Origin of the sequence: Paraburkholderia sp. A1RI-2L (assembly GCF_048957375.1) — a bacterium.
Taxonomy (GTDB): Bacteria; Pseudomonadota; Gammaproteobacteria; order Burkholderiales; family Burkholderiaceae; genus Paraburkholderia.
The window spans coordinates 1,176,885-1,197,349 of sequence record NZ_JARBTA010000001.1; the positions used below are offsets into that span (position 1 = coordinate 1,176,885).

The 20,465-nt window shown below is 65.7% G+C and carries 18 protein-coding genes and 2 pseudogenes; 18 read left to right on the top strand and 2 right to left on the bottom strand.

The window, feature by feature from the left end:
- Positions 1–144: 144 nt before the first annotated feature.
- The 9 genes from PWP93_RS05580 to PWP93_RS05620 all read left to right on the top strand — a co-directional run bounded on the left by PWP93_RS05580 (position 145) and on the right by PWP93_RS05620 (position 10,077).
- Positions 145–1,824: a 3-(methylthio)propionyl-CoA ligase gene (locus PWP93_RS05580; protein WP_421043759.1), complete on the top strand. Its 1,680-nt coding sequence runs from the start codon at positions 145–147 to the stop codon at positions 1,822–1,824.
- A 250-nt stretch (positions 1,825–2,074) separates the two neighbouring features.
- The gene (locus PWP93_RS05585) at positions 2,075–4,156 is read left to right on the top strand and encodes a 3-hydroxyacyl-CoA dehydrogenase NAD-binding domain-containing protein (RefSeq protein ID WP_421043760.1); all 2,082 of its coding nucleotides are present in this window, start codon (positions 2,075–2,077) and stop codon (positions 4,154–4,156) included.
- A 29-nt stretch (positions 4,157–4,185) separates the two neighbouring features.
- Positions 4,186–4,821 carry a bifunctional nicotinamidase/pyrazinamidase gene (gene pncA / locus PWP93_RS05590; protein WP_421043761.1) on the top strand — a complete coding sequence of 212 codons (636 nt, stop codon included), beginning with the start codon at positions 4,186–4,188 and terminating at the stop codon, positions 4,819–4,821.
- Positions 4,822–4,917: 96 nt separating this feature from the next.
- Positions 4,918–6,096 (top strand): acetyl-CoA C-acyltransferase, encoded by a 1,179-nt coding sequence (locus tag PWP93_RS05595; protein WP_421043762.1) that lies wholly within the window; start codon positions 4,918–4,920, stop codon positions 6,094–6,096.
- A 96-nt stretch (positions 6,097–6,192) separates the two neighbouring features.
- A complete protein-coding gene (locus tag PWP93_RS05600) occupies positions 6,193–6,495 on the top strand; it encodes a Dabb family protein (RefSeq protein ID WP_421024003.1) in 303 nt (100 codons plus the stop codon).
- Between the two features lie 26 nt (positions 6,496–6,521).
- Positions 6,522–7,019, top strand: a complete 498-nt coding sequence (locus PWP93_RS05605; RefSeq protein WP_413185975.1) for a PaaI family thioesterase — start codon at positions 6,522–6,524, stop codon at positions 7,017–7,019.
- 122 nt (positions 7,020–7,141) lie between these two features.
- The gene (locus PWP93_RS05610; RefSeq protein ID WP_421043763.1) at positions 7,142–8,140 is read left to right on the top strand and encodes an NADP-dependent oxidoreductase; all 999 of its coding nucleotides are present in this window, start codon (positions 7,142–7,144) and stop codon (positions 8,138–8,140) included.
- Positions 8,141–8,177: 37 nt separating this feature from the next.
- Complete coding sequence (locus PWP93_RS05615; protein WP_421043764.1) at positions 8,178–9,059, top strand: SDR family oxidoreductase; 882 nt, start codon at positions 8,178–8,180, stop codon at positions 9,057–9,059.
- 55 nt (positions 9,060–9,114) lie between these two features.
- Positions 9,115–10,077: an alpha/beta hydrolase fold domain-containing protein gene (locus PWP93_RS05620; RefSeq protein WP_421043765.1), complete on the top strand. Its 963-nt coding sequence runs from the start codon at positions 9,115–9,117 to the stop codon at positions 10,075–10,077.
- 41 nt (positions 10,078–10,118) lie between these two features.
- On the opposite strand, the gene PWP93_RS05625 is transcribed toward PWP93_RS05620, so the two are convergent.
- On the bottom strand, positions 10,119–10,961 hold the full coding sequence (locus PWP93_RS05625; protein WP_421043766.1) for an NRDE family protein: 843 nt from the start codon (positions 10,959–10,961) through the stop codon (positions 10,119–10,121).
- Between the two features lie 78 nt (positions 10,962–11,039).
- Positions 11,040–12,077, bottom strand: coding sequence for a YgfZ/GcvT domain-containing protein (locus PWP93_RS05630; protein ID WP_421043767.1), 1,038 nt, complete (start codon positions 12,075–12,077; stop codon positions 11,040–11,042).
- Between the two features lie 78 nt (positions 12,078–12,155).
- Between PWP93_RS05630 and mltG the strand changes: the two genes are divergently transcribed.
- From mltG to PWP93_RS05675, 9 genes and pseudogenes are all read left to right on the top strand, one after another.
- The gene (gene mltG / locus PWP93_RS05635) at positions 12,156–13,166 is read left to right on the top strand and encodes an endolytic transglycosylase MltG (RefSeq protein WP_421023997.1); all 1,011 of its coding nucleotides are present in this window, start codon (positions 12,156–12,158) and stop codon (positions 13,164–13,166) included.
- Complete coding sequence (tmk, locus tag PWP93_RS05640; protein ID WP_421023996.1) at positions 13,167–13,787, top strand: dTMP kinase; 621 nt, start codon at positions 13,167–13,169, stop codon at positions 13,785–13,787. It begins immediately after the preceding gene.
- Between the two features lie 83 nt (positions 13,788–13,870).
- Positions 13,871–14,914, top strand: a complete 1,044-nt coding sequence (locus PWP93_RS05645) for a DNA polymerase III subunit delta' (protein WP_421043768.1) — start codon at positions 13,871–13,873, stop codon at positions 14,912–14,914.
- A gap of 131 nt (positions 14,915–15,045) precedes the next feature.
- Positions 15,046–15,129: pseudogene (locus PWP93_RS05650) on the top strand (N-acetyltransferase); the annotation flags it as partial.
- Positions 15,130–15,224: 95 nt separating this feature from the next.
- The gene (locus PWP93_RS05655; RefSeq protein WP_421043769.1) at positions 15,225–16,010 is read left to right on the top strand and encodes a TatD family hydrolase; all 786 of its coding nucleotides are present in this window, start codon (positions 15,225–15,227) and stop codon (positions 16,008–16,010) included.
- A gap of 75 nt (positions 16,011–16,085) precedes the next feature.
- Positions 16,086–16,790 (top strand): ankyrin repeat domain-containing protein, encoded by a 705-nt coding sequence (locus tag PWP93_RS05660; protein ID WP_421043770.1) that lies wholly within the window; start codon positions 16,086–16,088, stop codon positions 16,788–16,790.
- 186 nt (positions 16,791–16,976) lie between these two features.
- Positions 16,977–17,333: a Rap1a/Tai family immunity protein gene (locus tag PWP93_RS05665; RefSeq protein ID WP_421025216.1), complete on the top strand. Its 357-nt coding sequence runs from the start codon at positions 16,977–16,979 to the stop codon at positions 17,331–17,333.
- A gap of 295 nt (positions 17,334–17,628) precedes the next feature.
- On the top strand, positions 17,629–19,035 hold the full coding sequence (otsA, locus tag PWP93_RS05670) for an alpha,alpha-trehalose-phosphate synthase (UDP-forming) (RefSeq protein WP_421023992.1): 1,407 nt from the start codon (positions 17,629–17,631) through the stop codon (positions 19,033–19,035).
- A gap of 91 nt (positions 19,036–19,126) precedes the next feature.
- A pseudogene (locus PWP93_RS05675) lies at positions 19,127–20,285 on the top strand (AAA family ATPase).
- Positions 20,286–20,465 lie beyond the last annotated feature (180 nt).

A 20,465-nucleotide genomic window follows, 5' to 3' on the forward strand; every position in this document is an offset into this window, starting at 1 on the left:
AAGTCCGCGCCCGCGGGCGTGCAGGAGACGGCCGGAACCCGTGCCGCACGCGCTTTTGCGGCTTCCGGCATGCTGCGCCAAGACCGCGAGCACTGCGCCATCCCATACAAAATTCTGGCATTCGAGTCGAGGAGACCGCTGACCATGACCGCGACGAACGCGCCGTTGCTGGGACGCATGATGGACGTGCCGCTTCTCGTGTCGTCGTTGATTGCGCACGCGGCGCGCCATCACGGCAGCACGCCGATCGTGTCGCGGCGCATCGAAGGCGATCTGCATCGCTATACATACCGCGAATGCGAAGTGCGTTCGAAGCAGCTCGCGCAGGCGCTCATCGCGCTGGGTGTCGAGCCGGGCGAGCGTATCGGCACGCTGGCGTGGAACGGCTATCGGCACCTCGAAGCCTACTACGGTGTGGCTGGCTTCGGCGCGGTGTGCCACACCATTAATCCGCGCCTATTTCCCGAGCAGATCGCGTGGATCGTCAATCATGCCGACGATCGCTACGTGCTGTTCGACATCACCTTCGCCGCGCTCGTCGACACGCTCGCGCCGCAATGCCCGCAGGTGCGCGGCTGGATCGCGCTGTGCGACGAGGCGCACCTGCCGGCGATGCAAACGCCGGTGCTCAGGTACGAAACGCTGCTCGCGGCGCAGGACGGCCGCTTCGCATGGCCCTTGCTCGACGAGCGCAGCGCGTCGAATCTCTGCTACACCTCGGGCACCACGGGCAATCCGAAGGGCGCGCTCTATACGCACCGCTCGGCGGTGCTGCACGCTTATGGCGCGTCGATGCCCGATGCAATGGGGTTTTCCGCGCGCGACGCCATGCTGCCCGTGGTGCCGATGTTCCATGTGAATGCATGGGGCGTACCGCATGCGGCGCCGCTTGCCGGCACGAAGCTCGTGCTGCCCGGCAAGGATCTCGACGGCAAATCGCTCTACGAACTCATGGAAGCGGAGGGCGTGACCTGCTCGGCCGGCGTGCCGACGGTGTGGCTCGGCCTGCTCGCGTACATGCGCGAGGCGGGCGTGAAATTTTCCACGCTCAATCGCACGGTGATCGGCGGCTCGGCTTGCCCGCCCGCCATGCTGCGCAGCTTCGAGGACAACTACGGCGTGCAGGTGATCCACGCGTGGGGCATGACCGAGATGTCGCCGCTCGGCACGCTCTCGAAGCTGAACTGGGAGCAGACGCAGCGCCCGCTCGAGGCGCAACGCGCGTTGCTCGAAAAGCAAGGGCGCGCGATTTTCGGCGTCGACATGAAAATCGTCGGCGACGATGGGCGCGAGCTGCCCTGGGACGGCGTGGCGTTCGGGGATCTGTACGTGCGCGGACCCTGGGTCATCGAGCGCTACTTCAGGCAGGAAAGCGATTCGCCGCTCGTGGACGGCTGGTTCCCGACCGGCGATGTCGCGACCATCGACCCCGATGGCTTCCTGCAAATCACCGACCGCAGCAAGGACGTGATCAAGTCGGGCGGCGAGTGGATCAGCTCGATAGAACTCGAGAACATCGCGGTGTCGCATCCGGCCATCGCGGAGGCGGCCTGCATCGCCTGCGCGCATCCACGCTGGACCGAGCGGCCGTTGATCGTCGCGGTAAAGAAACCGGGCGCCGACATCACGCGCGAGCAACTGCTGGCGTTTTTCGAAGGCAAGGTGGTGAAGTGGTGGCTGCCCGACGACGCCGTGTTCGTCGACGAGCTTCCTCACACGGCCACCGGCAAGCTGCAGAAGCTCAAGCTGCGCGAGCGGTTTCGCGATCATGTGTTGCCGAGTGCCCTCGAGTCGGGCGGCCAGTGCCCGGCCGAGCCGCTCTAGCGCCCCGGATGCACCCGAACGAAACGCAGCCTCCGGCTGCGTTTTTTGTTGGCCGGTCGATTTCGCATGGGGCAGAGGATTGGTATAAACCCCGATGCCTTGTGCGCAGCAAAAAATTGAACGAACGTTCTTTTTTGGGTATTCTGCGTGTGAACCGGGAATGCCGGACAATGAAGCGGCCGGCGCATGTGCGGCGAGTCAGGCGACTCCCGCGAGACGCAACGCGGTCCGCAAGCACGGAGGCAGGCAAATGGCAGTGGATTACACGACTCGCGACGGCGTTGCCGTCATTACGCTCAACAATCCGCCCGTCAACGGACTGGGGCATTCGACCCGGGTCGGCATCGTCGAGGGACTGGCGCGCGCCAACAGCGATCCGGCCGTCTCGGCCATCGTGATCACGGGCGCCGGCAAGGCCTTTTCGGGCGGCGCCGACATCACCGAATTCAACACGCCCAAGGCGACCCAGGAGCCCACGCTCCACACGGTCATCAAGGAAGTCGAGAAGAGCGCCAAGCCTGTGGTGGCCGCGATTCATAGCGTGGCGATGGGCGGCGGTCTCGAACTCGCGCTCGGCGCGCACTACCGCGTCGCGGCGCCCGGCGCGCAGATCGCGCTGCCCGAGGTGAAGCTCGGCATTCTGCCGGGCGCGGGCGGCACGCAGCGCCTGCCGCGCGCGATCGGCCTGGAAGCCGCGCTCAACATGATCGTGAGCGGCACGCCGGTGCTCTCGGAAAAGCTCGCGAATGCCGGCCTTTTCGATGCCATGGCTCAAGGCGATCTGCTCGATGAGGTCATCGCCTTCGCACGCCAGGCCGCCAGCAAGCCGGGCCCCCATCCGCTCGTGCGCAACCGCAAGATCGAGCATGCGAACGCCGAAGGCTTCCTGCAGTTCTCGCGCAATACCGTTGCGGCGATGTCGAAGAACTATCCGGCTCCGCTGAAGTGCGTGGACGCCATCGCCGCGGGCGTGAAGCAGGGTTTCGATAAAGGCCTCGCGTTCGAGCGCGAATGTTTCGTCGAACTCGTGCAGACGCCCGAGAGCCGGGCGCTGCGCCACGCGTTCTTCGGCGAGCGCGCCGCGAGCAAGATCCCCGACGTGCCTTCGAACACGCCCACGCGTGAGATCCAGAAGGTGGCAGTGATCGGCGCGGGCACGATGGGCGGCGGCATCGCCATGAACTTCCTCAACGCCGGCGTGCCGGTCACGTTGATCGAGACGAAGCAGGAAGCACTCGATCGCGGCCTCGCGACGATACGCAAGAACTACGAAGCTCAGGTCAAGAAGGGCAGGCTCACGGCGGAGAAGCTCGAAGCGCGCATGGCGCTGATCCGCCCGACGCTGACCTATGACGATCTCAAGGAAGCCGACCTCATCATCGAAGCCGTGTTCGAAGAACTCGGCGTGAAGGAGCAGGTGTTCAAGCGCCTCGACGAAGTCGCGAAGGCCGGCGCGATTCTCGCGTCGAACACCTCGACGCTCGATGTGGACAAGATCGCGGCGTTCACGAAGCGTCCGCAGGATGTGGTGGGTCTGCACTTCTTTAGCCCTGCCAACGTGATGAAGCTGCTCGAAGTCGTGCGCGGCAAGGAAACGGCCAAGGACGTGCTCGCGACCGTGATGCAGGTTGCGAAGAAGATCCGCAAGACGGCCGTGGTGTCGGGCGTGTGCGACGGCTTCATCGGCAACCGCATGATCGAGCAGTACATCCGCCAGGCGCTTTACATGCTCGAAGAAGGCGCGCTGCCCGCGCAGGTCGATCGCGCGATCGAAAAATTCGGCTTCGCGATGGGCCCATTCCGCATGAGCGATCTCGCGGGCAACGACATCGGCTGGGCGATCCGCAAGCGCCGCTATCAGGAAAAGCCGGAGATCAAGTATTCGAAGGTCGCCGACCGCCTGTGCGAACAGGGCCGCTTCGGCCAGAAGTCCGGCGCGGGCTGGTACGACTACAAGGCGGGCGAGCGCAACGCGCTGCCTTCGAAGCTCGTGGACGAGATGATCGTCGCGTACTCGAAGGAAGCGGGTGTCGAGCGCCGCAAGATCGGCGACGAGGAAATCGTCGAGCGCCTCGTGTACGCGCTGGTGAACGAAGGCGCGAAGATCCTCGAAGAGGGCATTGCGTCGAAGGCGTCGGACATCGACATGGTCTACCTCACGGGCTACGGCTTCCCGCTGTGGCGCGGCGGCCCGATGCTCTACGCGGACGCGGTCGGCCTCTACAACGTGGCGCGCGCGATCCGCGACTATGCGCAGCAGCCGAACGGCGACGCATGGCAGATCGCCTCGTCGGTTGCCGAACTGGCCGATAAGGGCGGTACGTTCAACTAAGCACCCAGACACATATTTGGACGAACATCATGAGAAGCGCTGAAGACGTGCTCCTGCTGATCGACCTGCAATACGACTTCATGCCGGGCGGAGCGCTTGCCGTCGCGCACGGCGACGAAGTCGTGCCGCTCGCGAATCGGCTCGCGCAAGACTTTCAGCACGTCGTGCTCACGCAAGACTGGCACCCGGCGCAACACGTCTCGTTCGCGGCCGGGCACGCCGGGCGCAAGCCCTTCGAGACGATCGCGCTGCCTTACGGCGAGCAGGTGCTGTGGCCGACGCATTGCGTGCAGGGCACCGAAGGCGCCGCGCTGCATCGCGATCTCGCCGTGCCGCACGCGCGCGCGGTCATCCGCAAGGGACATCACGCACATGTCGACAGCTACTCGGCGTTTCTCGAAGCCGACCGCACGACGTCTACCGGGCTCGCGGGCTATCTGCGCGACACGGACGTGAAGCGCGTCTACTGCTGCGGTCTTGCGACCGATTATTGTGTCGCGTGGTCCGCGCTCGATGCGCGTGCCGCCGGCTTCGAGACCGTGCTGATCGAGGACGCCTCGCGCGCCATCGACTTGCACGGCTCGCTCGCCGCCGCGTGGCAGCAGTTGAGCGCAGCGGGCGTGAAGCGCGCGCAAATGGCCGAGGTGCTGAGCGGCGCGGTCTGATGAGCGTTCGAAATCTATCTGATTCGCAGGATCAACACATTCGCAAGGGATCGCATGTCGAGCTTCGATGCTTGATGCGATTGACTGGAGACACACATGACTGATGCCGTAATCGTTTCTACCGCCCGCACGGGCCTCGCCAAATCGTGGAAAGGCGCGTTCAACATGACCCATGGCGCCACGCTTGGCGGTCACGTCACGCAGGCCGCCGTCGAGCGCGCGAAGATCGACCCCGCACGCGTCGAAGACGTGATCATGGGCTGCGCGAACCCCGAGGGCGCCACGGGCACCAACATCGCGCGCCAGATTGCGCTGCGCGCTGGCCTGCCGGTCTCGGTGCCGGGCATGACCGTGAACCGTTTCTGTTCATCCGGACTCCAGACGATTGCGCTCGCCGCGCAGCGCGTGATCGCAGGCGAGGGCGATGTGTTCGTCGCCGGTGGCGTGGAGTCCATCTCGTGCGTGCAGAACGAGATGAACCGCCACATGGTGGTCGAAGGCTGGCTCGGCCAGCACAAGCCAGAAATCTACTGGAGCATGCTGCAGACCGCCGAGAACGTTGCGAAGCGCTACGAGATCTCGCGAGTGCGTCAGGACGAATATGGCGTGCAGTCGCAACTGCGCGCGGCGGCGGCCCAGGCTGCGGGCCTCTTCAACGATGAAATCGTGCCGATGACGGTGCTCGCCGGCGTGGCCGACAAGGCCTCGGGCCAGCTCGTCACGAAGGAAGTGACGATTGCCGCCGACGAAGGCATTCGCGCCGACACCACGCTCGAAGGCGTGTCGAAGATCCGCACGGCGATGCCGGGCGGCGTGATCACGGCGGGCAACGCGAGCCAGTTCTCGGACGGCGCGAGCGCCTGCGTGGTGATGAACGCGAAGGTTGCCGAGCGCGAAGGACTGCAGCCGCTCGGTATTTTCCGCGGCTTCGCCGTGGCCGGTTGTGAGCCCGACGAAATGGGCATCGGCCCCGTGTTCGCCGTACCCAAGCTCCTCAAGCAGGCCGGCCTCAAGGTGGAAGACGTCGGCCTGTGGGAATTGAACGAAGCGTTTGCGGTGCAGGTGCTCTACTGCCGCGACAAGCTCGGCATTCCCGCAGATCGCCTGAACGTGAACGGCGGCGCGATCGCGGTCGGCCATCCCTACGGTGTCTCGGGCGCGCGCCTCACGGGCCATGCGCTCATCGAAGGCAAGCGCCGTGGCGCAAAGTTCGTGGTGGTGACGATGTGCATCGGCGGCGGGCAGGGCGCGGCGGGGCTGTTCGAAATCGCCTGATCGCGCTGTGGCCGCTGGCCCAGGCAGGTATCATGACGGCTGGATTGCGCCCGCGTGGCGCGTCCGCCGTTCAAGATTGACTGAAAAGGTGAACACGTGATTCGTCATATCGTGATGTGGAAGTTCAAGGAATCAGCGGAAGGCGCAACGCGTGCCGAGAACCTCGCGAAGTTCAAGACGATGCTCGAAGGTTGCCGCAATCTCGTGCCGGGCACGTTGCATCTCGAAGCCGGTCTTGCCGAGCCGGGCCTCGCTTCGACGTTCGATCTCGTGCTGCTCTCCGATTTCGCCGACCGGACTGCGCTCGACGCCTACCAGGATCACCCCGACCACCAGATCGTGAAGGACTTCGCCAGGCGCGTGGTCGAGGCGCGCCAGTGCGTCGATTACGTGCTCTGAAGACTGTGGAGAATTCGAGCGCAACCATGACCGGTACCACGGATACAACGCAGGGCGATGCATCGAGCCAGCAGCCCATCATCGAAAGCCCGTTCGTCGATCATCTCGGCGCGCAGCTCGTGAGCGCGCGCGACGGCGCGAGCGAAGTGCTGCTTTCGCTCGCCGAGCGGCATATGAATACCTGGGACGTCGCGCACGGCGGCGTGACCATGACGCTCGCCGACATCGCACTCGCGATGGCCGCGCGCAGCGTCGCCGCCGACGGTGTGGGCGTCGTCACCGTCGAAATGAAAGTGAACTTCATGCAGCCCGGCCGCGGCGAGCTGCGTGCCTATGGCCGCGTGCTGCATCGCTCGACCACGATGGCTTATTGCGAAGGCGAGATTCGCGACAGCGAAGGTCACTTCGTGGCGAAGGCGCTCGGCACCTTCAAGTACATGCGCCGTCTCGCAGTGGGCCGCGACGTGACGCGTCAGCGCCTGCGCAGCGACCCCAACGCAAAACCCGGTCCGAGCGACGGCTGAACGCCGCGCCCGATGTACCTCGGGCACACAAGCCGCATGCGTGTTTGCATTTGCTGGGCGTGTGCGACTCCACTCCGCTCCCAACCCGCGCGGTGCAAGCCGCGACGACACACCCGAACGCCATGACTCAATCCAATCGTCAGATTCTGCTCGTCTCGCGCCCGGAAGGCGCGGCCAGCGTCGATAACTTCCGCCTCGTCGAAACGCCGCTCGCGCCGCTTGCGCAAGGTCAGGTGCGCGTGCGCAATCACTGGCTTTCGCTCGATCCATACATGCGCGGCCGCATGAACGACAGCAAGTCGTATGCAGCGCCACAGCCGCTCAATGAGGTGATGATCGGCGGCACGGCGGGCGAAGTGGTCGAATCGCTCAACCGCAAGTTCAAGGTTGGCGACCAGGTGGTCGGCATGGCCGGCTGGCAGGAGTACGGCACTTCGGACGGCAGCGATCTGCATGTCGTCGATACGAAATACGTGCCGCTGGCCGCGTATCTGGGGCCGGTGGGCATGCCGGGCGTCACGGCCTGGTACGGGCTGAACCGCATCATCGCGCCGCAGGCCGGCCAGACCGTGGTGGTGAGCGCGGCGAGCGGCGCAGTGGGCAGCGTCGTGGGCCAGCTTGCGAAGCGGGCGGGCTGCCGCGCCGTGGGCATCGCGGGCGGCGCGGAAAAGTGCCGCTATGTCGTGGAGACGCTCGGCTTCGATGCATGCGTCGATTACAAGGCTGGCGATCTCTACCAGCAACTTAAGGCCGCAACCCCGCAGGGCGTGGACGGCTACTTCGAGAACGTGGGCGGCGACGTCCTCAACGCCACGCTCGCGCGCATGAATGCCGGCGGGCGCATCGCGGTGTGCGGCATGATCGCGGGCTATGACGGCGAGCCGATCCCGCTCAAGCACCCGCAATTGTTGCTCACGCAACGTCTGCTTGTGCAAGGCTTCATTGTGACTGAGCACCTGGACGTCTGGCCGAAAGCGCTCACCGAACTCGGTACGCTGGTCGTGAAGAAGCAACTGGTCTATCGCGAGAGCATTGCCGAAGGCCTCGAGAACGCGCCCACGGCGTTCCTTGGCATGCTCAAGGGACAGAACTTCGGCAAACAGCTCGTCAAGCTCGTTTGACGCCTTTGCAGCATTAACGATCAGGTGAGGAAGCGCAATGTCTGACCCGTTTCAATTCGAAGGCCGGGTGGCCGTCATTACCGGCGCGGCGAGCGGCTTTGGCCGCGCGTTCGCGCAGCAGGCCGCGTCGCTTGGCATGAAACTCGTGCTCGCGGACGTGGACGCGCTCGCGCTAGACGAAACCATTCAGGCGCTGCGCGCCCAGGGCACCCAGACGATCGGCTTGCGCACCGACGTGCGTGACCCGGCGCAGGTGGACGCGCTCGCTCAGGCGGCGCTCGATGCCTATGGCAAGGTCCATCTGCTCTTCAACAATGCAGGCGTGGGCAGCGGCGGCTTCGTGTGGGAAAGCAGCGCGCGGGACTGGGACTGGGTGTTCGGCGTGAACGTGATGGGTGTCGCGAACGGCTTGCGCAGCTTTACGCCCATCATGCTCAAGCAGGGCGAGCGCGCGCATATCGTCAACACGGCCTCGGTGGCGGGGCTGCTCGCGCCGCCCGCAATGGGCATCTATAACGCGTCCAAGCACGCGGTGGTTGCGCTCACCGAGACGCTTTACCACGACCTCCGAAACGTGAGTGCTCAGGTTGGCTGCTCGCTCCTGTGCCCCGCGTTCGTGCCGACGGGCATCGCCAACGCCGAGCGCAACCGGCCTGACGATATGCGCAACGAAGCGCCTCCCACGCGCTCGCAGCAGGCCGCCGATCTGCAATTGCAGCGCGCGGTGCGCTCGGGCCGCCTCACGGCCGACGATGTCGCGAAAGTCACTTTCGACGCGGTGCGCGAAGGGCGCTTCTACATCCTCACGCATCCGGGCATACTCCCTTCCGTGAAGCTGCGTCACGAAGACATCGAGACGTTGCGCAATCCCACCGATCCGCTCTCGCTCAAATCCGAAGTGAAGAACGCGCCGGCTTGACGATACCCCTGCGGGCACGGCCGGCGTTCGAGCGGAACCTTCAATCGACAGACTCATGCCGCTCAACGCGAAGATCGCTTTAGTGCTCGACATGGTGGCCCGCGCGGGCCGCACGCCTTATCACGAATTGACACCGCAGCAAGCGCGCGCGTCGTATGAAAAGAGCGCGTCGGTGCTGGAGATCGCGTCCGCGCCGATGCACTCGGTCGAAGACCTGCAAGTGCCCACGCGCGACGGCGAGACGATCCGCGCGCGGCTCTATCTGCCGGTCGAGCCGCAGTGGTCCGAACCCTTGCCAGCGCTCGTCTATTACCACGGCGGCGGCTTCACCGTGGGCAGCGTCGACACGCACGACGCCTTGTGCCGCATGTTCGCGCGCGACGCGCGTTGCGCGGTGCTTTCGGTCGATTACCGGCTTGCACCCGAACACAAGTTCCCGACTGCCGTGAACGACGCGTTCGACGCCTATGCATGGCTGCACGCGCACGCGGCCGAATTCGCGATCGAGGAGACGCGGCTCGCCGTGGGCGGCGACAGCGCGGGCGGCACGCTCGCGACGGTGTGCGCGGTGCTCGCGCGCGACGCGGGCATGCCAGCAGTGCTGCAAATGCTGATTTATCCGGGCACGGGCTCGCACCAGCAAACGGCATCGCACAAGCGCCTCGCCATCGGCTACCTGCTCACGGAGCCCACCGTGCAATGGTTCTTCAATCACTACGTGCGTGATGCGTCCGATCGCGACGACTGGCGTTTCGCGCCGCTCGACGGCACGCATGGCGCGCCCGATTTTCACGGCGTGGCGCCGGCGTGGATCGCGGCAGCGGAGTTCGATCCGCTCGTCGATGAGGACGAAGCCTATGCACAGAAGCTGCTCGCCGCCGGCAACGAGGTCACGCTCGTGCGCTTTCCCGGCATGATCCACGAGTTCTTCAAGATGGGCGGTTTCGTGGACGAGGCGCGGCGCGCGCAGGCGCAAGCCGCACAAGCGTTGCGCGCGGCATTCGGCATCGACGATTGATCAGGCGGGTGGGGCGGCAAGGGCGGGTGGGCCGCCTGGCTTCAGCGCGCCGCGCTTACCGTGAAGCGTTCATGGCGCTCGAATGCGCCGGGCCGCACGATGCGGTGCGAGCCGTCATCGTCGCTGCGCTCGCTGGCTTCCACGCTCAACTGGCCGCCATTCACGCGCACGCGCAGCGCCGTCGTGCCACGTGTGCCGTATTCGGGTGTCTCGATGAAGGCCGCCGAAAGCGCGCGCTCGCGCTCGAGCGGAATGCCCGTCGCGGGTAATTCACTGTCGAGCGCGATGCGCGGGTCGCGCATCAATTCGATCAGGCGTTCGAGTGGCACATCGGGACCATCAGCAGCGAGTTCGGCAAGCCCTGCGCGCTTGTGCACGAGCTTTGGCCACGGCGTGTCGAGCACCGCGTTGGAGATGCCGTGGGTGCCCTCGGGCAGCAGCGCGGGCATGCGCTCGCCTCGGTTGCAGTACCAGGCCAGCTCGCGCCGCCTCCAGTCGCCGATGACCAGGTTGAAGCCGTTATACATTTCGCCGTCGCGCGCGACTTCGGCGAGATAGGCTAGCGGCGTATCGGGGATATCGATCCCGGCACCTTCGGAGCCGGCCGCCAGCCAGCGCGAGACGAGCGTGCCGCGCGTGGGGGCGTCGGGGCGCATCTCGTGCGGCGCGCGGTAGTTGGTGAGCGCCGCGAAGCGGCCACCACGTGTCATGCCGAGCCAGGTGCCGCCGCCCACTAGATCGCGGCCTGCGAGCACGTCCGGCGCGTCTTGCCACCACTGCATGGGATCGGCGGTGCGACGCAGGAATTCGTCGCGGTTCGCGGCGAGCGTGAAGAGCGCGCCATCGGTCGCATGCGGCCGCCAGTCGAAGACGATCAGGCACATCGTGCGCGGCCTCCGCTGCGACCCGCAAAAACGAGGCGCGGCGCGAACTGCGTCGTCACAGGACTCTTTGCCAAGCCGTCACACCTCGGACGGCAGTGCGTACGGCAGCGGCAGGATGCGCAGTGCGGGGCCGTCACCGGCGCCCAGATGCACGCTGCCCGATTCGAGCGCCGCCAGCTTGATCTCCGCGAGCAGATCGACGCAACCTTCGGGCGCTGCCGCCGCGTTCACGATCATGCCGCACGGCTGGCTCGGGTCGTCGGAATGGAACAGCTCCGCTCCCGCGCGCGCGGCGTCGGTCCCGGCTGCGACGCTCGCGAGCGCGGTGCGGCGCTTGATCGTGCCGCGATACTGGCTGCGCGCCACGATTTCCTGGCCCGGATAGCAGCCCTTCTTGAAGTTCACGCCGCCGAGCACGTCGTAGTTGACCATCTGCGGGACGAATTGCTCGCTCACGGCCTGAGTGATGCGCGGCTCGCCCGCGCGGATGTCGAGCCAGTCCCACACCGCGGGCGAGACGGGCTTGAGCACGTCCTGGAGCGAGGCGAGCTTCGCCTCCACGGCGTCTTTCGGACCAACCCACAGATAGCGCAGGCGCCCGAGCGCATCGGGCACGCGGATCAGCGTGCCGGCGGGATCGTCCACCTTCACGTGCACGCCGTCGGGCAGCGCGTCGAATACGCACGCGAGCGCGCCGCGCACATCACCCGCGAGGCCCACCACGAGCAGCTTGTCGCTGTCGTCGGTGAGCCTGGCCTTGGCGCGCAGCACGAACATCGAGAGACGCTTTTGCACGCTCGCCTGGACATCCTTCGAAACCAGCAGGCGGATCGTGTCGCCCGTCTTCCATGTGAGGAACGAGGCGAGCAGTCGGCCCTTGGGCGAGCAGTAGCCGGCGAGGCGCGCGCCGGTCACGTCCAGATGCTGGATGTCGTTCGTGAGCTGGCTGTGCAGGAAGCTGGCTGCATCGTCGCCATTGGCGTCGATTACGCCGAATTGCGGCAGGATCGCCCAGGCGCCTCCCTTGAGGACGGCGTCGAACTCATCGGCGGCAGGCGCCGCGATGGAATGCGTGTCGGGGGAATGCGTGTCGTGGGATTCGAGCGGAGCGTTCATGGATTCGGGGAACAGTCAATCCTGACTTTAGCGAGGGCAAGCAGTTATTATATGAGGTCCGCCTGAGTCACGTTACGCATGTCCCTCCTCAAGAAATGCCTTGTTGCCGGCGCCGGCCTCGTCGTGCTTGGCGCCGTCGCAGCGGGTAGCGTCTGGCGCTGGGCGACCTCGCCCGTGGCGCTCGCCGTCCCGCAACTCGACGTCACCATCAAGCCGCACAGCTCCGTGCGCAGCGTCACTGCACAGCTGCGCCGCGGCGGCGTGCCGGTCCAGACCGATTTGTTCGTGCTGATGACGCGCGTGCTCGGCCTGCAAAGCCAGCTCAAGTCCGGCAACTACGAATTCAAGGCCGGCGTCACGCCCTATGAGGTGCTGCAGAAGATGGCGCTCGGCGACGTCAACGAGTCCGTGGCGACCATCATCGAAGGCTGGACGTTCAAGCGCATGCGCGACGAGCTCGATACCAATCCGGCGCTGCGCCACGATACCGCCGGCATGAGCGACGCCCAACTGCTGGCCGCGATCGGCGCGCCCGCCGCGCCGCAGGGCAGCGGAGAAGGGCTGTTCTTCCCGGACACCTATTTGTTCGACAAGGGCTCGAGCGATCTGGATGTCTACCGCCGCGCCTACAAGCTCATGCAGACGCATCTGAACGAGGCGTGGGCCGCGCGTGCGCAGGGCTTGCCGCTGAAGTCGCCCTACGAGGCGCTCACGCTTGCCTCGCTGGTCGAGAAGGAGACCGGCAAGGCCGGCGACCGTCCGCTCGTGGCGGCCGTGTTCGCGAACCGGCTCAAGGTAGGCATGCCGTTGCAGACAGATCCGTCGGTGATCTACGGGCTCGGGGTGAACTATACGGGGCGGCTGCGCAAGAGCGATTTGCAGACCAACACTATCTACAATACCTACCTGCGTCCCGGGTTGCCGCCGACGCCAATTGCACTGCCGGGCGTCGCCGCCCTGCAGGCCGCGCTCAATCCTGCCTCGACCCCTGCGCTATATTTCGTGGCGCGTGGCGATGGCAGCAGCGTTTTTTCTGACAATCTCGTCGACCACAACAAGGCCGTCGACAAGTACATCCGGGGTAATTAAATGGCGCGGGGCCGATTCATCACGTTCGAGGGCATCGACGGCGCGGGCAAGACCACGCATCTGGCGTGGTTTCGCGAGCGGCTCGAACAGAAGCTGGGCGCCTCGGGCCGCTCGGTGGTCATGACGCGGGAACCGGGTGGCACGCCGCTGGGCGAAAAGCTGCGCGAGATCCTGCTGCACGAGCCGATGGACCTCGAGACCGAGGCGCTGCTGATGTTCGCCGCGCGCCGCGAACACCTCGCACGCGTGATCGAGCCGGCGCTTGCGCGCGGCGACTGGGTGCTCTCGGACCGTTTCACCGACGCCACTTTCGCCTATCAGGGCGGCGGCCGGGGCCTGCCGCGCGACAAGCTCGAAGCGCTCGAGCGCTGGGTCCAGGGCGGATTTCAGCCCGATCTGACCGTGCTGTTCGACATCGAGCCCAATACGGCGAGCGAGCGCCGCGGCGCCGCGCGCGAGCCGGACCGCTTCGAGAGCGAAACCGACGCGTTCTTCGCGCGCACCCGCGCCGAGTATCTGCGCCGGGCTGAGGAAGCGCCGTACCGCTTCGCGATCGTCGACTCGTCGCAGAGCATCGATGAGATTCGTGAGAAGCTCGAAAAAGTCATCGCAACGCTTTGATAAAAAGCGTTATTTGCTGCTCTGATGGTTTATAGAGTTCGCGCGGGTTCTCCGAAATACCGCTTAACAGATTGATTTAAAACATGATCTATCCGTGGCAATCGGGCGACTGGGAGCGCCTCCAGCAGTTGCGCAGCCATTGGCCGCATGCGTTGCTGCTGCATGGCCAGGCGGGCATCGGCAAGCTCCAGTTCGCGCAGCATCTGGCGAAGGGACTGCTGTGCGAGTCGCCGCAGGCCGACGGCCAGCCGTGCGGCGCCTGCCCGGCCTGCACCTGGTTCGCGCAAGGCAACCATCCCGACTACCGCATCGTGCTGCCCGAGGCGCTGGCCGGCCTCGCGGGCCAGACGGGCGCCGACGACAAAGAAGACGCCAAGGCCGATAAAGGCGACGCGGACGAGGGCAAGAAGACCCGCGCGCCCAGCAAGGAAATCCGCATCGAGCAGGTGCGCGCGCTGCTCGATTTCACCGGCGTGGGTTCGCATCGCGGCGGCCTGCGCGTGGTCGTGCTGTATCCTGCTGAGGCGCTCAATGTTGCGGCCGCGAACGCGCTGCTGAAGACGCTCGAAGAGCCGCCCGCGGGCGTGGTGTTCCTGCTGGTTTCGGCGCGCATCGACCGGCTGCTGCCTACCATCATCAGCCGTTGCCGGCAGTGGCCGATGAGCACGCCCGCGCCGGACGGGGCTCAGGCGTGGCTCGCGAACCAAGGCGTGGGTGATCCAGCTGGCCTGCTCGCGGAAGCGGGAGGCGCGCCGCTTGCGGCGCTCGCGCTGTCGCAGGACGACAATCGCGCGCTGCGCGACTGGACCCTCGGCCAGCTCGCGGCTGGCGCGGCGTGCGACGCCTTCGCCTGCGGCGAGACCCTGCAGAAGCTGCCAGTGCCGCTCGTACTCGGCTGGCTGCAGCGCTGGGTCTACGATCTGCTGGCCGAGCGCACGGCGGGCCGGCCGCGCTACTACCCGCAGTCCGCAGCGGCGCTCACGCGCTGCGCAGCGAATCTGGATGCGTCAGCGCTCGCCCGTTACCTGAAGTCCGTAACGCGCCAGCGTGCCGTGGAAAATCATCCGCTGAATGCGCGCCTCGTGTTCGAGGAGCTGTTTCTCGGCTATCGTGAAATGTTTGCCTGAGACGTCTTGCTGAGCGTCCGCCTTATCCGATGATTCGCCGCTGATCCGCACCATGAGCCTTGCTTACCGGGATGCCACCCTTGACGGTCTGCCCACGATCGTCGCCATTTACAACTCGAGCGTGCCGTCCCGCCAGGGGGACGCTGCCGGGCGTGGCCGTGCTCGACGGCGTCGAGCGCGACCTCGTGATTCTCGGCAAGCGGCTTGCCGCCTGAGTTGCAGGCCTGAATTTTTCGTTGCGCACGTTGGTTGCACATTTCCGTAGATTCCGCGCAGTCGGCCTTACCCGTAACCCCATCGCAGGACCGCCATGTTTGTCGATTCACATTGCCACATCAATTTCGAAGGTCTCGCCGACCGGCTACCCGAGGTGCTCGAGAACATGCGCGCGCAGGCCGTCACGCATGCGCTGTGCGTTTCGGTCGACCTCGAGACGCTGCCCTCGGTGCTCGACATCGCGAGCCGCTACGAAAACGTCTACGCGTCGGTGGGCGTGCACCCCGATCACGAGGACGTTCAGGAGCCCAGCGTCGCGGACCTCGTGGAGCTGGCGCAGCACCGCAAGGTCGTGGCGATCGGCGAAACGGGGCTCGATTACTATCGGCTCGGCGAGCGCACGATCGAGGACATGGAGTGGCAGCGCGAGCGCTTTCGCGTCCATATCCGCGCGGCGCACGCGACGGGAAAGCCGCTCATCGTTCATACGCGAGCGGCGTCGGACGATACGCTGCGCATCATGGAAGAAGAGCGCGCCGGCGAACCCGGTGGCGTGATGCACTGTTTCACGGAGCCCTGGGCGATCGCCGAGCGCGCCCTTGTGCAGAATTTTTACATTTCTCTTTCAGGTATCGTGACGTTCAAGAGCGCGACCGAGGTTCAGGAGGTGGCGCGCCGCGTGCCGCTCGAGCGTTTGCTGATCGAAACGGATTCGCCCTATCTTGCGCCAGTGCCATATCGCGGCAAACCCAATGAACCTGCGTACGTTAGCCATGTCGGAAGATTCATCGCCGAGCAACGCGGATTGCCGGACGCCGAACTCGGCGCTGCCACCACGCAGAATTTTTTCCGGCTTTTCAAGATTCCGGCCGCGGCCTGATTCGTGATCCGCTAGCAGTCGATTTTGATTTATCGCTTTTTATCAATTAGATATCGAATAACGTTAAGGTCTGACATGAACTCGAATCCGCTTACGTCCACCGTCCAGGCCGCGCGCGCTACCGGCGTGCGCCGCATCGCTGCCGCGCTCGCCATCGGTATGAGCGCCGCCTTCCTCGCGAGCGCGCCGGTCCACGCCGCGTCGATCGATTCGCTCGTGAAGGGCGTGAAGTTCGACGACGCCAAGGGCGTCGCCAAGGACCTCGCAGACGGCATGGACCCGAACGCCACGGATAGCCAGGGCATGCCGCTGCTCGTGCTGGCCGCGCGCGAGAAGTCGGACAAGGTCGCGGCAGTGCTGCTCGACAATCCGAAGACCAACATCGCCGCCGAGGACAAGTCGGGCGAGAACGCGCTGATGCTGGCCTCGCTCAATGGCGACATGGATCTCGTGAAGCTGCTCATCACCAAGGGCGCCGAGGTGAACAAGCAGGGCTGGACGCCGCTGCACTACGCCGCCGCGAACGGCCGCGACGACGTGGTGAAGCTGCTGGTCGGCTATTCGGCCGACGTCAACGCGCTGTCGCCCAACGGCACGACCCCGCTCATGATGGCCGCGCGCGGCGACCATATGAGCACCGCTAAACTGCTGCTCGACCACGGCGCCAATCTGAACGCAAAGAACCAGATCGGCATGACGGCGCTCGATTTCGCCAAGCAGTACAAGGCGCCTGACGCGATCAAGGACCTCTCGGCGCGCATGGGCCAGGCGGCGCAGTAACGCCGCCGCGGGCGCTGACGGCCGGGTCATCGGGTGCATTCGCGCAAGCTCTTTCGCGGAAGAGCCGCACGACGCGCCCCTAAAACAGTGCACAATACCGGGGTTGCCGCCGGCCGCCAGCGGGCGGCTCGCGGCGCGGCAAATGCCGCACCCGATGACGAATCAAGCGACGAATCAAGGAGAATCATGCTGCGGGCTCTGATCTGCGCCGGCGCGCTCGCTGTGCCGGTTTCGGCTTTTGCCTTCACCGCCTCCGATCTGAACCGGCTGTGTTCGAAGACTGACGTGGCGTCGCGCAGCGCATGCGCGGCTTATATCGAAGGGGCCGCCGACGGCATTTTCAACACCATCGACGCCATCGGCGGCACGACCGGCCCGCGCGTCGGCCAGTATTTCTGCCTGCCGCAGGAGGCTCGCTCGGCGCAACTCACCGACGCCGTGCGCAAATACATCGCCGATAACCCGAACGTCGCCGGCTACAACGCCAGCACGGCCATCTCGCTCGGGCTCGGCAAGGCGTTTCCTTGCAAGACCGGCAATTGACGGGGCACTGGGCCGGGCCAGCAATCGCGACGGCAATCACGCCGAAAACCGACTCAGCGCCGAGCCGTCGGCCTGAATTTTTTCCTGAGCGGCCCGACTTGGCCGATCGCAATCTTTAGCGCATCTTTACGCGCATTCAAGTAGCGTGACGTCGGGTACTGTTGCCTTGCGCCGCGCTCACTACCTTCCCGAACGCTAGCCAGTCCGGCGAGTCCGCAGGCTCCGGCCAATACCGTGGCACGTCCCTTGCTGGGGAATTCGGTTGCCGGAGCAAAACGGAGGAGGAAATATCTCGATGGCCAGACTGATAGTCGTCTCGAACCGCGTGGCGACGCCCACGGAGACCAAGGGCTCCGCAGGGGGGCTCGCTGTTGGCGTGTTCGGGGCGCTCAAGGACGCAGGCGGCGTGTGGTTTGGCTGGAGCGGCGATGTCGTGAGCGAGACGGTGGCCAACGCGGGCCCGACGCTCGCCGAGGAGGGGCCGGTCACTTTCGCGACTGCCGGGCTCACGAAGAAGGATTACGACCAGTATTACCGCGGTTTCTCGAATGCCACGCTGTGGCCGGTGTTCCACTACCGCAACGATCTCGCGCGCTATGAGCGCGATGAATACGCCGGATACCGGCGCGTGAATGCGTGGCTCGCGCACAAGCTCGTCAAGCTGATCCAGCCCGACGACATGATCTGGGTCCACGATTACCACCTGATTCCGTTCGCCGAGGCGCTGCGCTCCGAGGGCATGCGCAATCGTATCGGCTTCTTCCTCCATATTCCGTTTCCTTCGCCGCAAGTACTGCAAACGATTCCGCCGCACGATGAGCTCGTGAGGTCGCTGTGCTGCTATGACCTGCTCGGCTTCCAGACGCGCAACGACCAGCAGGCGTTTCACGATTACATCGCGCGCACCGCGAGGGGCGTGGTGCGCGAGCATGGCGAAAACAAGGAAGCGGGCGAGGTGGAGGCCTACGGGCGCAAGCTGCGCACGGGCGTCTATCGCATCGGCGTGTTTCCCGACGAGATCGCCGAGCAGGCCGCGCGCTACGAGAGCCGCCAGCATGTGCTCGATCTCAAGCAGAGCCTCGAAGGCCGCAAGCTCGTGATGAGCGTGGACCGGCTCGATTACTCGAAGGGGCTCGTCGAGCGCTTTCACGCCTTCGAGCAATTGCTCGAGCATTCGCCCGAATGGCGCGGCAGGGTCACGCTCGTGCAGATCGCGCCGCCCACGCGCTCCGACGTGGCGAGCTACAAGATCATCCGCGAGGAACTGGAGCGCGAGGCCGGACGCATCAACGGGCGTTATTCGGGCCTCGACTACACGCCGATCCGCTACCTGAGCCAGCAGTACGACCGCTGGAAGCTGATGTCGCTTTTTCGCGAGTCGCAGGTGGGCTATGTCACGCCGCTGCACGATGGCATGAATCTGGTCGCGAAAGAATACGTGGCCGCGCAGAATCCCGACGATCCCGGCGTACTCGTGCTCTCGATCTTCGCGGGCGCGGCCGCCGAGCTTACGGGCGCGCTGCTCGTGAATCCTCATGATGCCGCGGGCATGTCGGAGGCGCTCGGGCGCGCGCTGTCGATGCCGCTAGAAGAGCGCAAGGCGCGCTACCTGACCAACATGGAAGCGCTGCGCCGCAACGATCTGGGCGTCTGGCGCGACCGCTTTCTCTCCGATCTCGCGGCCGTGCCCCAGCTGCGCTGACTGCGTGAGTATGGAGATAGCGCGAGCCGCGCCCGATTGCGTATCATCGGGCGCTGGCTCAACCCGCGCATGCGCGCGCTTGCTACGGCCCATGCTTTCGACCCTCGCCATCGCCAACTACCGCTCACTGCGCGAACTCATCGTGCCGCTCGGGCCGCTGAACGTCATCACCGGCCCGAACGGCAGCGGCAAGTCCAATCTCTATCGGGCGCTGCGCCTGCTCGCATTGACCGGGCGCGGTGGCGTGATTCCATCGCTCGCGCGCGAGGGAGGCTTGCAATCGACGCTCTGGGCCGGCCCCGAGCGCTTTTCGCGCGCGGTCGCCCAGGGCGATTACGCCGTGCAGGGCACGGTGCGCAAAGACGCCGTGAGCCTCAAGCTCGGCTTCGCGAGCGAGACCTTCGGCTATGCGATCGACCTGGGCTTGCCGGTGCCCGGCTCCTCGCAGTTCTCGCTGGACCCGGTCATCAAGCGCGAATGCATCTGGGGCGGGCCGCTGCTGCGGCCATCGACTGTGCTCGTCGACCGTCAGGGGCCCATGATCCGCATTCGCGACGGGGAAGCGGAGGGCGGGTGGACGACGCTCGCGCAACCCGTGGCGAGCTTCGACAGCATGATGACGGAGTTCGCCGACCCGCGCAGCGCGCCCGAAATGATCGCGGTGCGCGAACAGATCCGTTCGTGGCGCTTTTACGATCACTTCCGCACCGACGAGCACGCGCCCGCGCGCCGGGTGCAGATCGGCACGCATTCGCCGGTGCTGGCCGACGATGGCGCCAATCTTGCCGCCGCGCTGCAGACGATCCGCGAGATCGGTGACGCCGGTGCGCTCGATGCGGCGATCGGCGATGCGTTTCCGGGCGCGCGCGTCGAGATCGTCAATCACGAAGGGCGCTTCGAAGTCGCGCTGCGTCAGGAGGGTTTGCTGCGGCCGTTGCGTGGCGCCGAGCTTTCGGACGGCACGCTGCGCTATCTCTTGCTCGCCGCCGCGCTGCTGAGCCCACGCCCGCCCGCGCTGCTCGTGCTCGACGAGCCTGCACCCCGACTTGCTGCCGTCGCTCGCACGGCTCATCGCGCGCGCCTCGGCGCACTCGCAGGTGCTGGTGGTCTCGCACGCGGCGCGGCTCGTTGCAGCGCTCGAGCGCGAGGCGGGCAGCCAGTCGATCGTGCTGGAGCGGCGTCTCGGCGCGACGGCGCTCGCCGACGCCGATTCGCTCGATGTACCGGCGTGGCAATGGCCGTCGCGCTAAGCCGCCTCGGGCGCTCTGCGACGGGCGCCAGGCAGGATGTTTCGACGTGTAAGTCCATATAGCAATTGAAAGACTCGCAGCGCGGGCGCGGCGCAAGGCGAATAATAGCGAAATGCGCCGTGCTGCGAGCCGCCCGATCGCGTTCTCCGCGAGTCTGTCCCTTCCATCGATATTCGAAGG

Coding starts and splice junctions, on each gene's coding strand:
- mltG (WP_421023997.1), top strand. CDS start 12,156: ATGTCCCTCCTCAAGAAATGCCTTGTTGCCGGCGCCGGCCTCGTCGTG.
- PWP93_RS05630 (WP_421043767.1), bottom strand. CDS start 12,077: ATGAACGCTCCGCTCGAATCCCACGACACGCATTCCCCCGACACGCAT.
- PWP93_RS05655 (WP_421043769.1), top strand. CDS start 15,225: ATGTTTGTCGATTCACATTGCCACATCAATTTCGAAGGTCTCGCCGAC.
- PWP93_RS05625 (WP_421043766.1), bottom strand. CDS start 10,961: ATGTGCCTGATCGTCTTCGACTGGCGGCCGCATGCGACCGATGGCGCG.
- PWP93_RS05645 (WP_421043768.1), top strand. CDS start 13,871: ATGATCTATCCGTGGCAATCGGGCGACTGGGAGCGCCTCCAGCAGTTG.
- PWP93_RS05595 (WP_421043762.1), top strand. CDS start 4,918: ATGACTGATGCCGTAATCGTTTCTACCGCCCGCACGGGCCTCGCCAAA.
- pncA (WP_421043761.1), top strand. CDS start 4,186: ATGAGAAGCGCTGAAGACGTGCTCCTGCTGATCGACCTGCAATACGAC.
- tmk (WP_421023996.1), top strand. CDS start 13,167: ATGGCGCGGGGCCGATTCATCACGTTCGAGGGCATCGACGGCGCGGGC.
- PWP93_RS05620 (WP_421043765.1), top strand. CDS start 9,115: ATGCCGCTCAACGCGAAGATCGCTTTAGTGCTCGACATGGTGGCCCGC.
- PWP93_RS05580 (WP_421043759.1), top strand. CDS start 145: ATGACCGCGACGAACGCGCCGTTGCTGGGACGCATGATGGACGTGCCG.
- PWP93_RS05665 (WP_421025216.1), top strand. CDS start 16,977: ATGCTGCGGGCTCTGATCTGCGCCGGCGCGCTCGCTGTGCCGGTTTCG.
- PWP93_RS05605 (WP_413185975.1), top strand. CDS start 6,522: ATGACCGGTACCACGGATACAACGCAGGGCGATGCATCGAGCCAGCAG.
- PWP93_RS05585 (WP_421043760.1), top strand. CDS start 2,075: ATGGCAGTGGATTACACGACTCGCGACGGCGTTGCCGTCATTACGCTC.
- PWP93_RS05660 (WP_421043770.1), top strand. CDS start 16,086: ATGAACTCGAATCCGCTTACGTCCACCGTCCAGGCCGCGCGCGCTACC.
- PWP93_RS05615 (WP_421043764.1), top strand. CDS start 8,178: ATGTCTGACCCGTTTCAATTCGAAGGCCGGGTGGCCGTCATTACCGGC.
- otsA (WP_421023992.1), top strand. CDS start 17,629: ATGGCCAGACTGATAGTCGTCTCGAACCGCGTGGCGACGCCCACGGAG.
- PWP93_RS05610 (WP_421043763.1), top strand. CDS start 7,142: ATGACTCAATCCAATCGTCAGATTCTGCTCGTCTCGCGCCCGGAAGGC.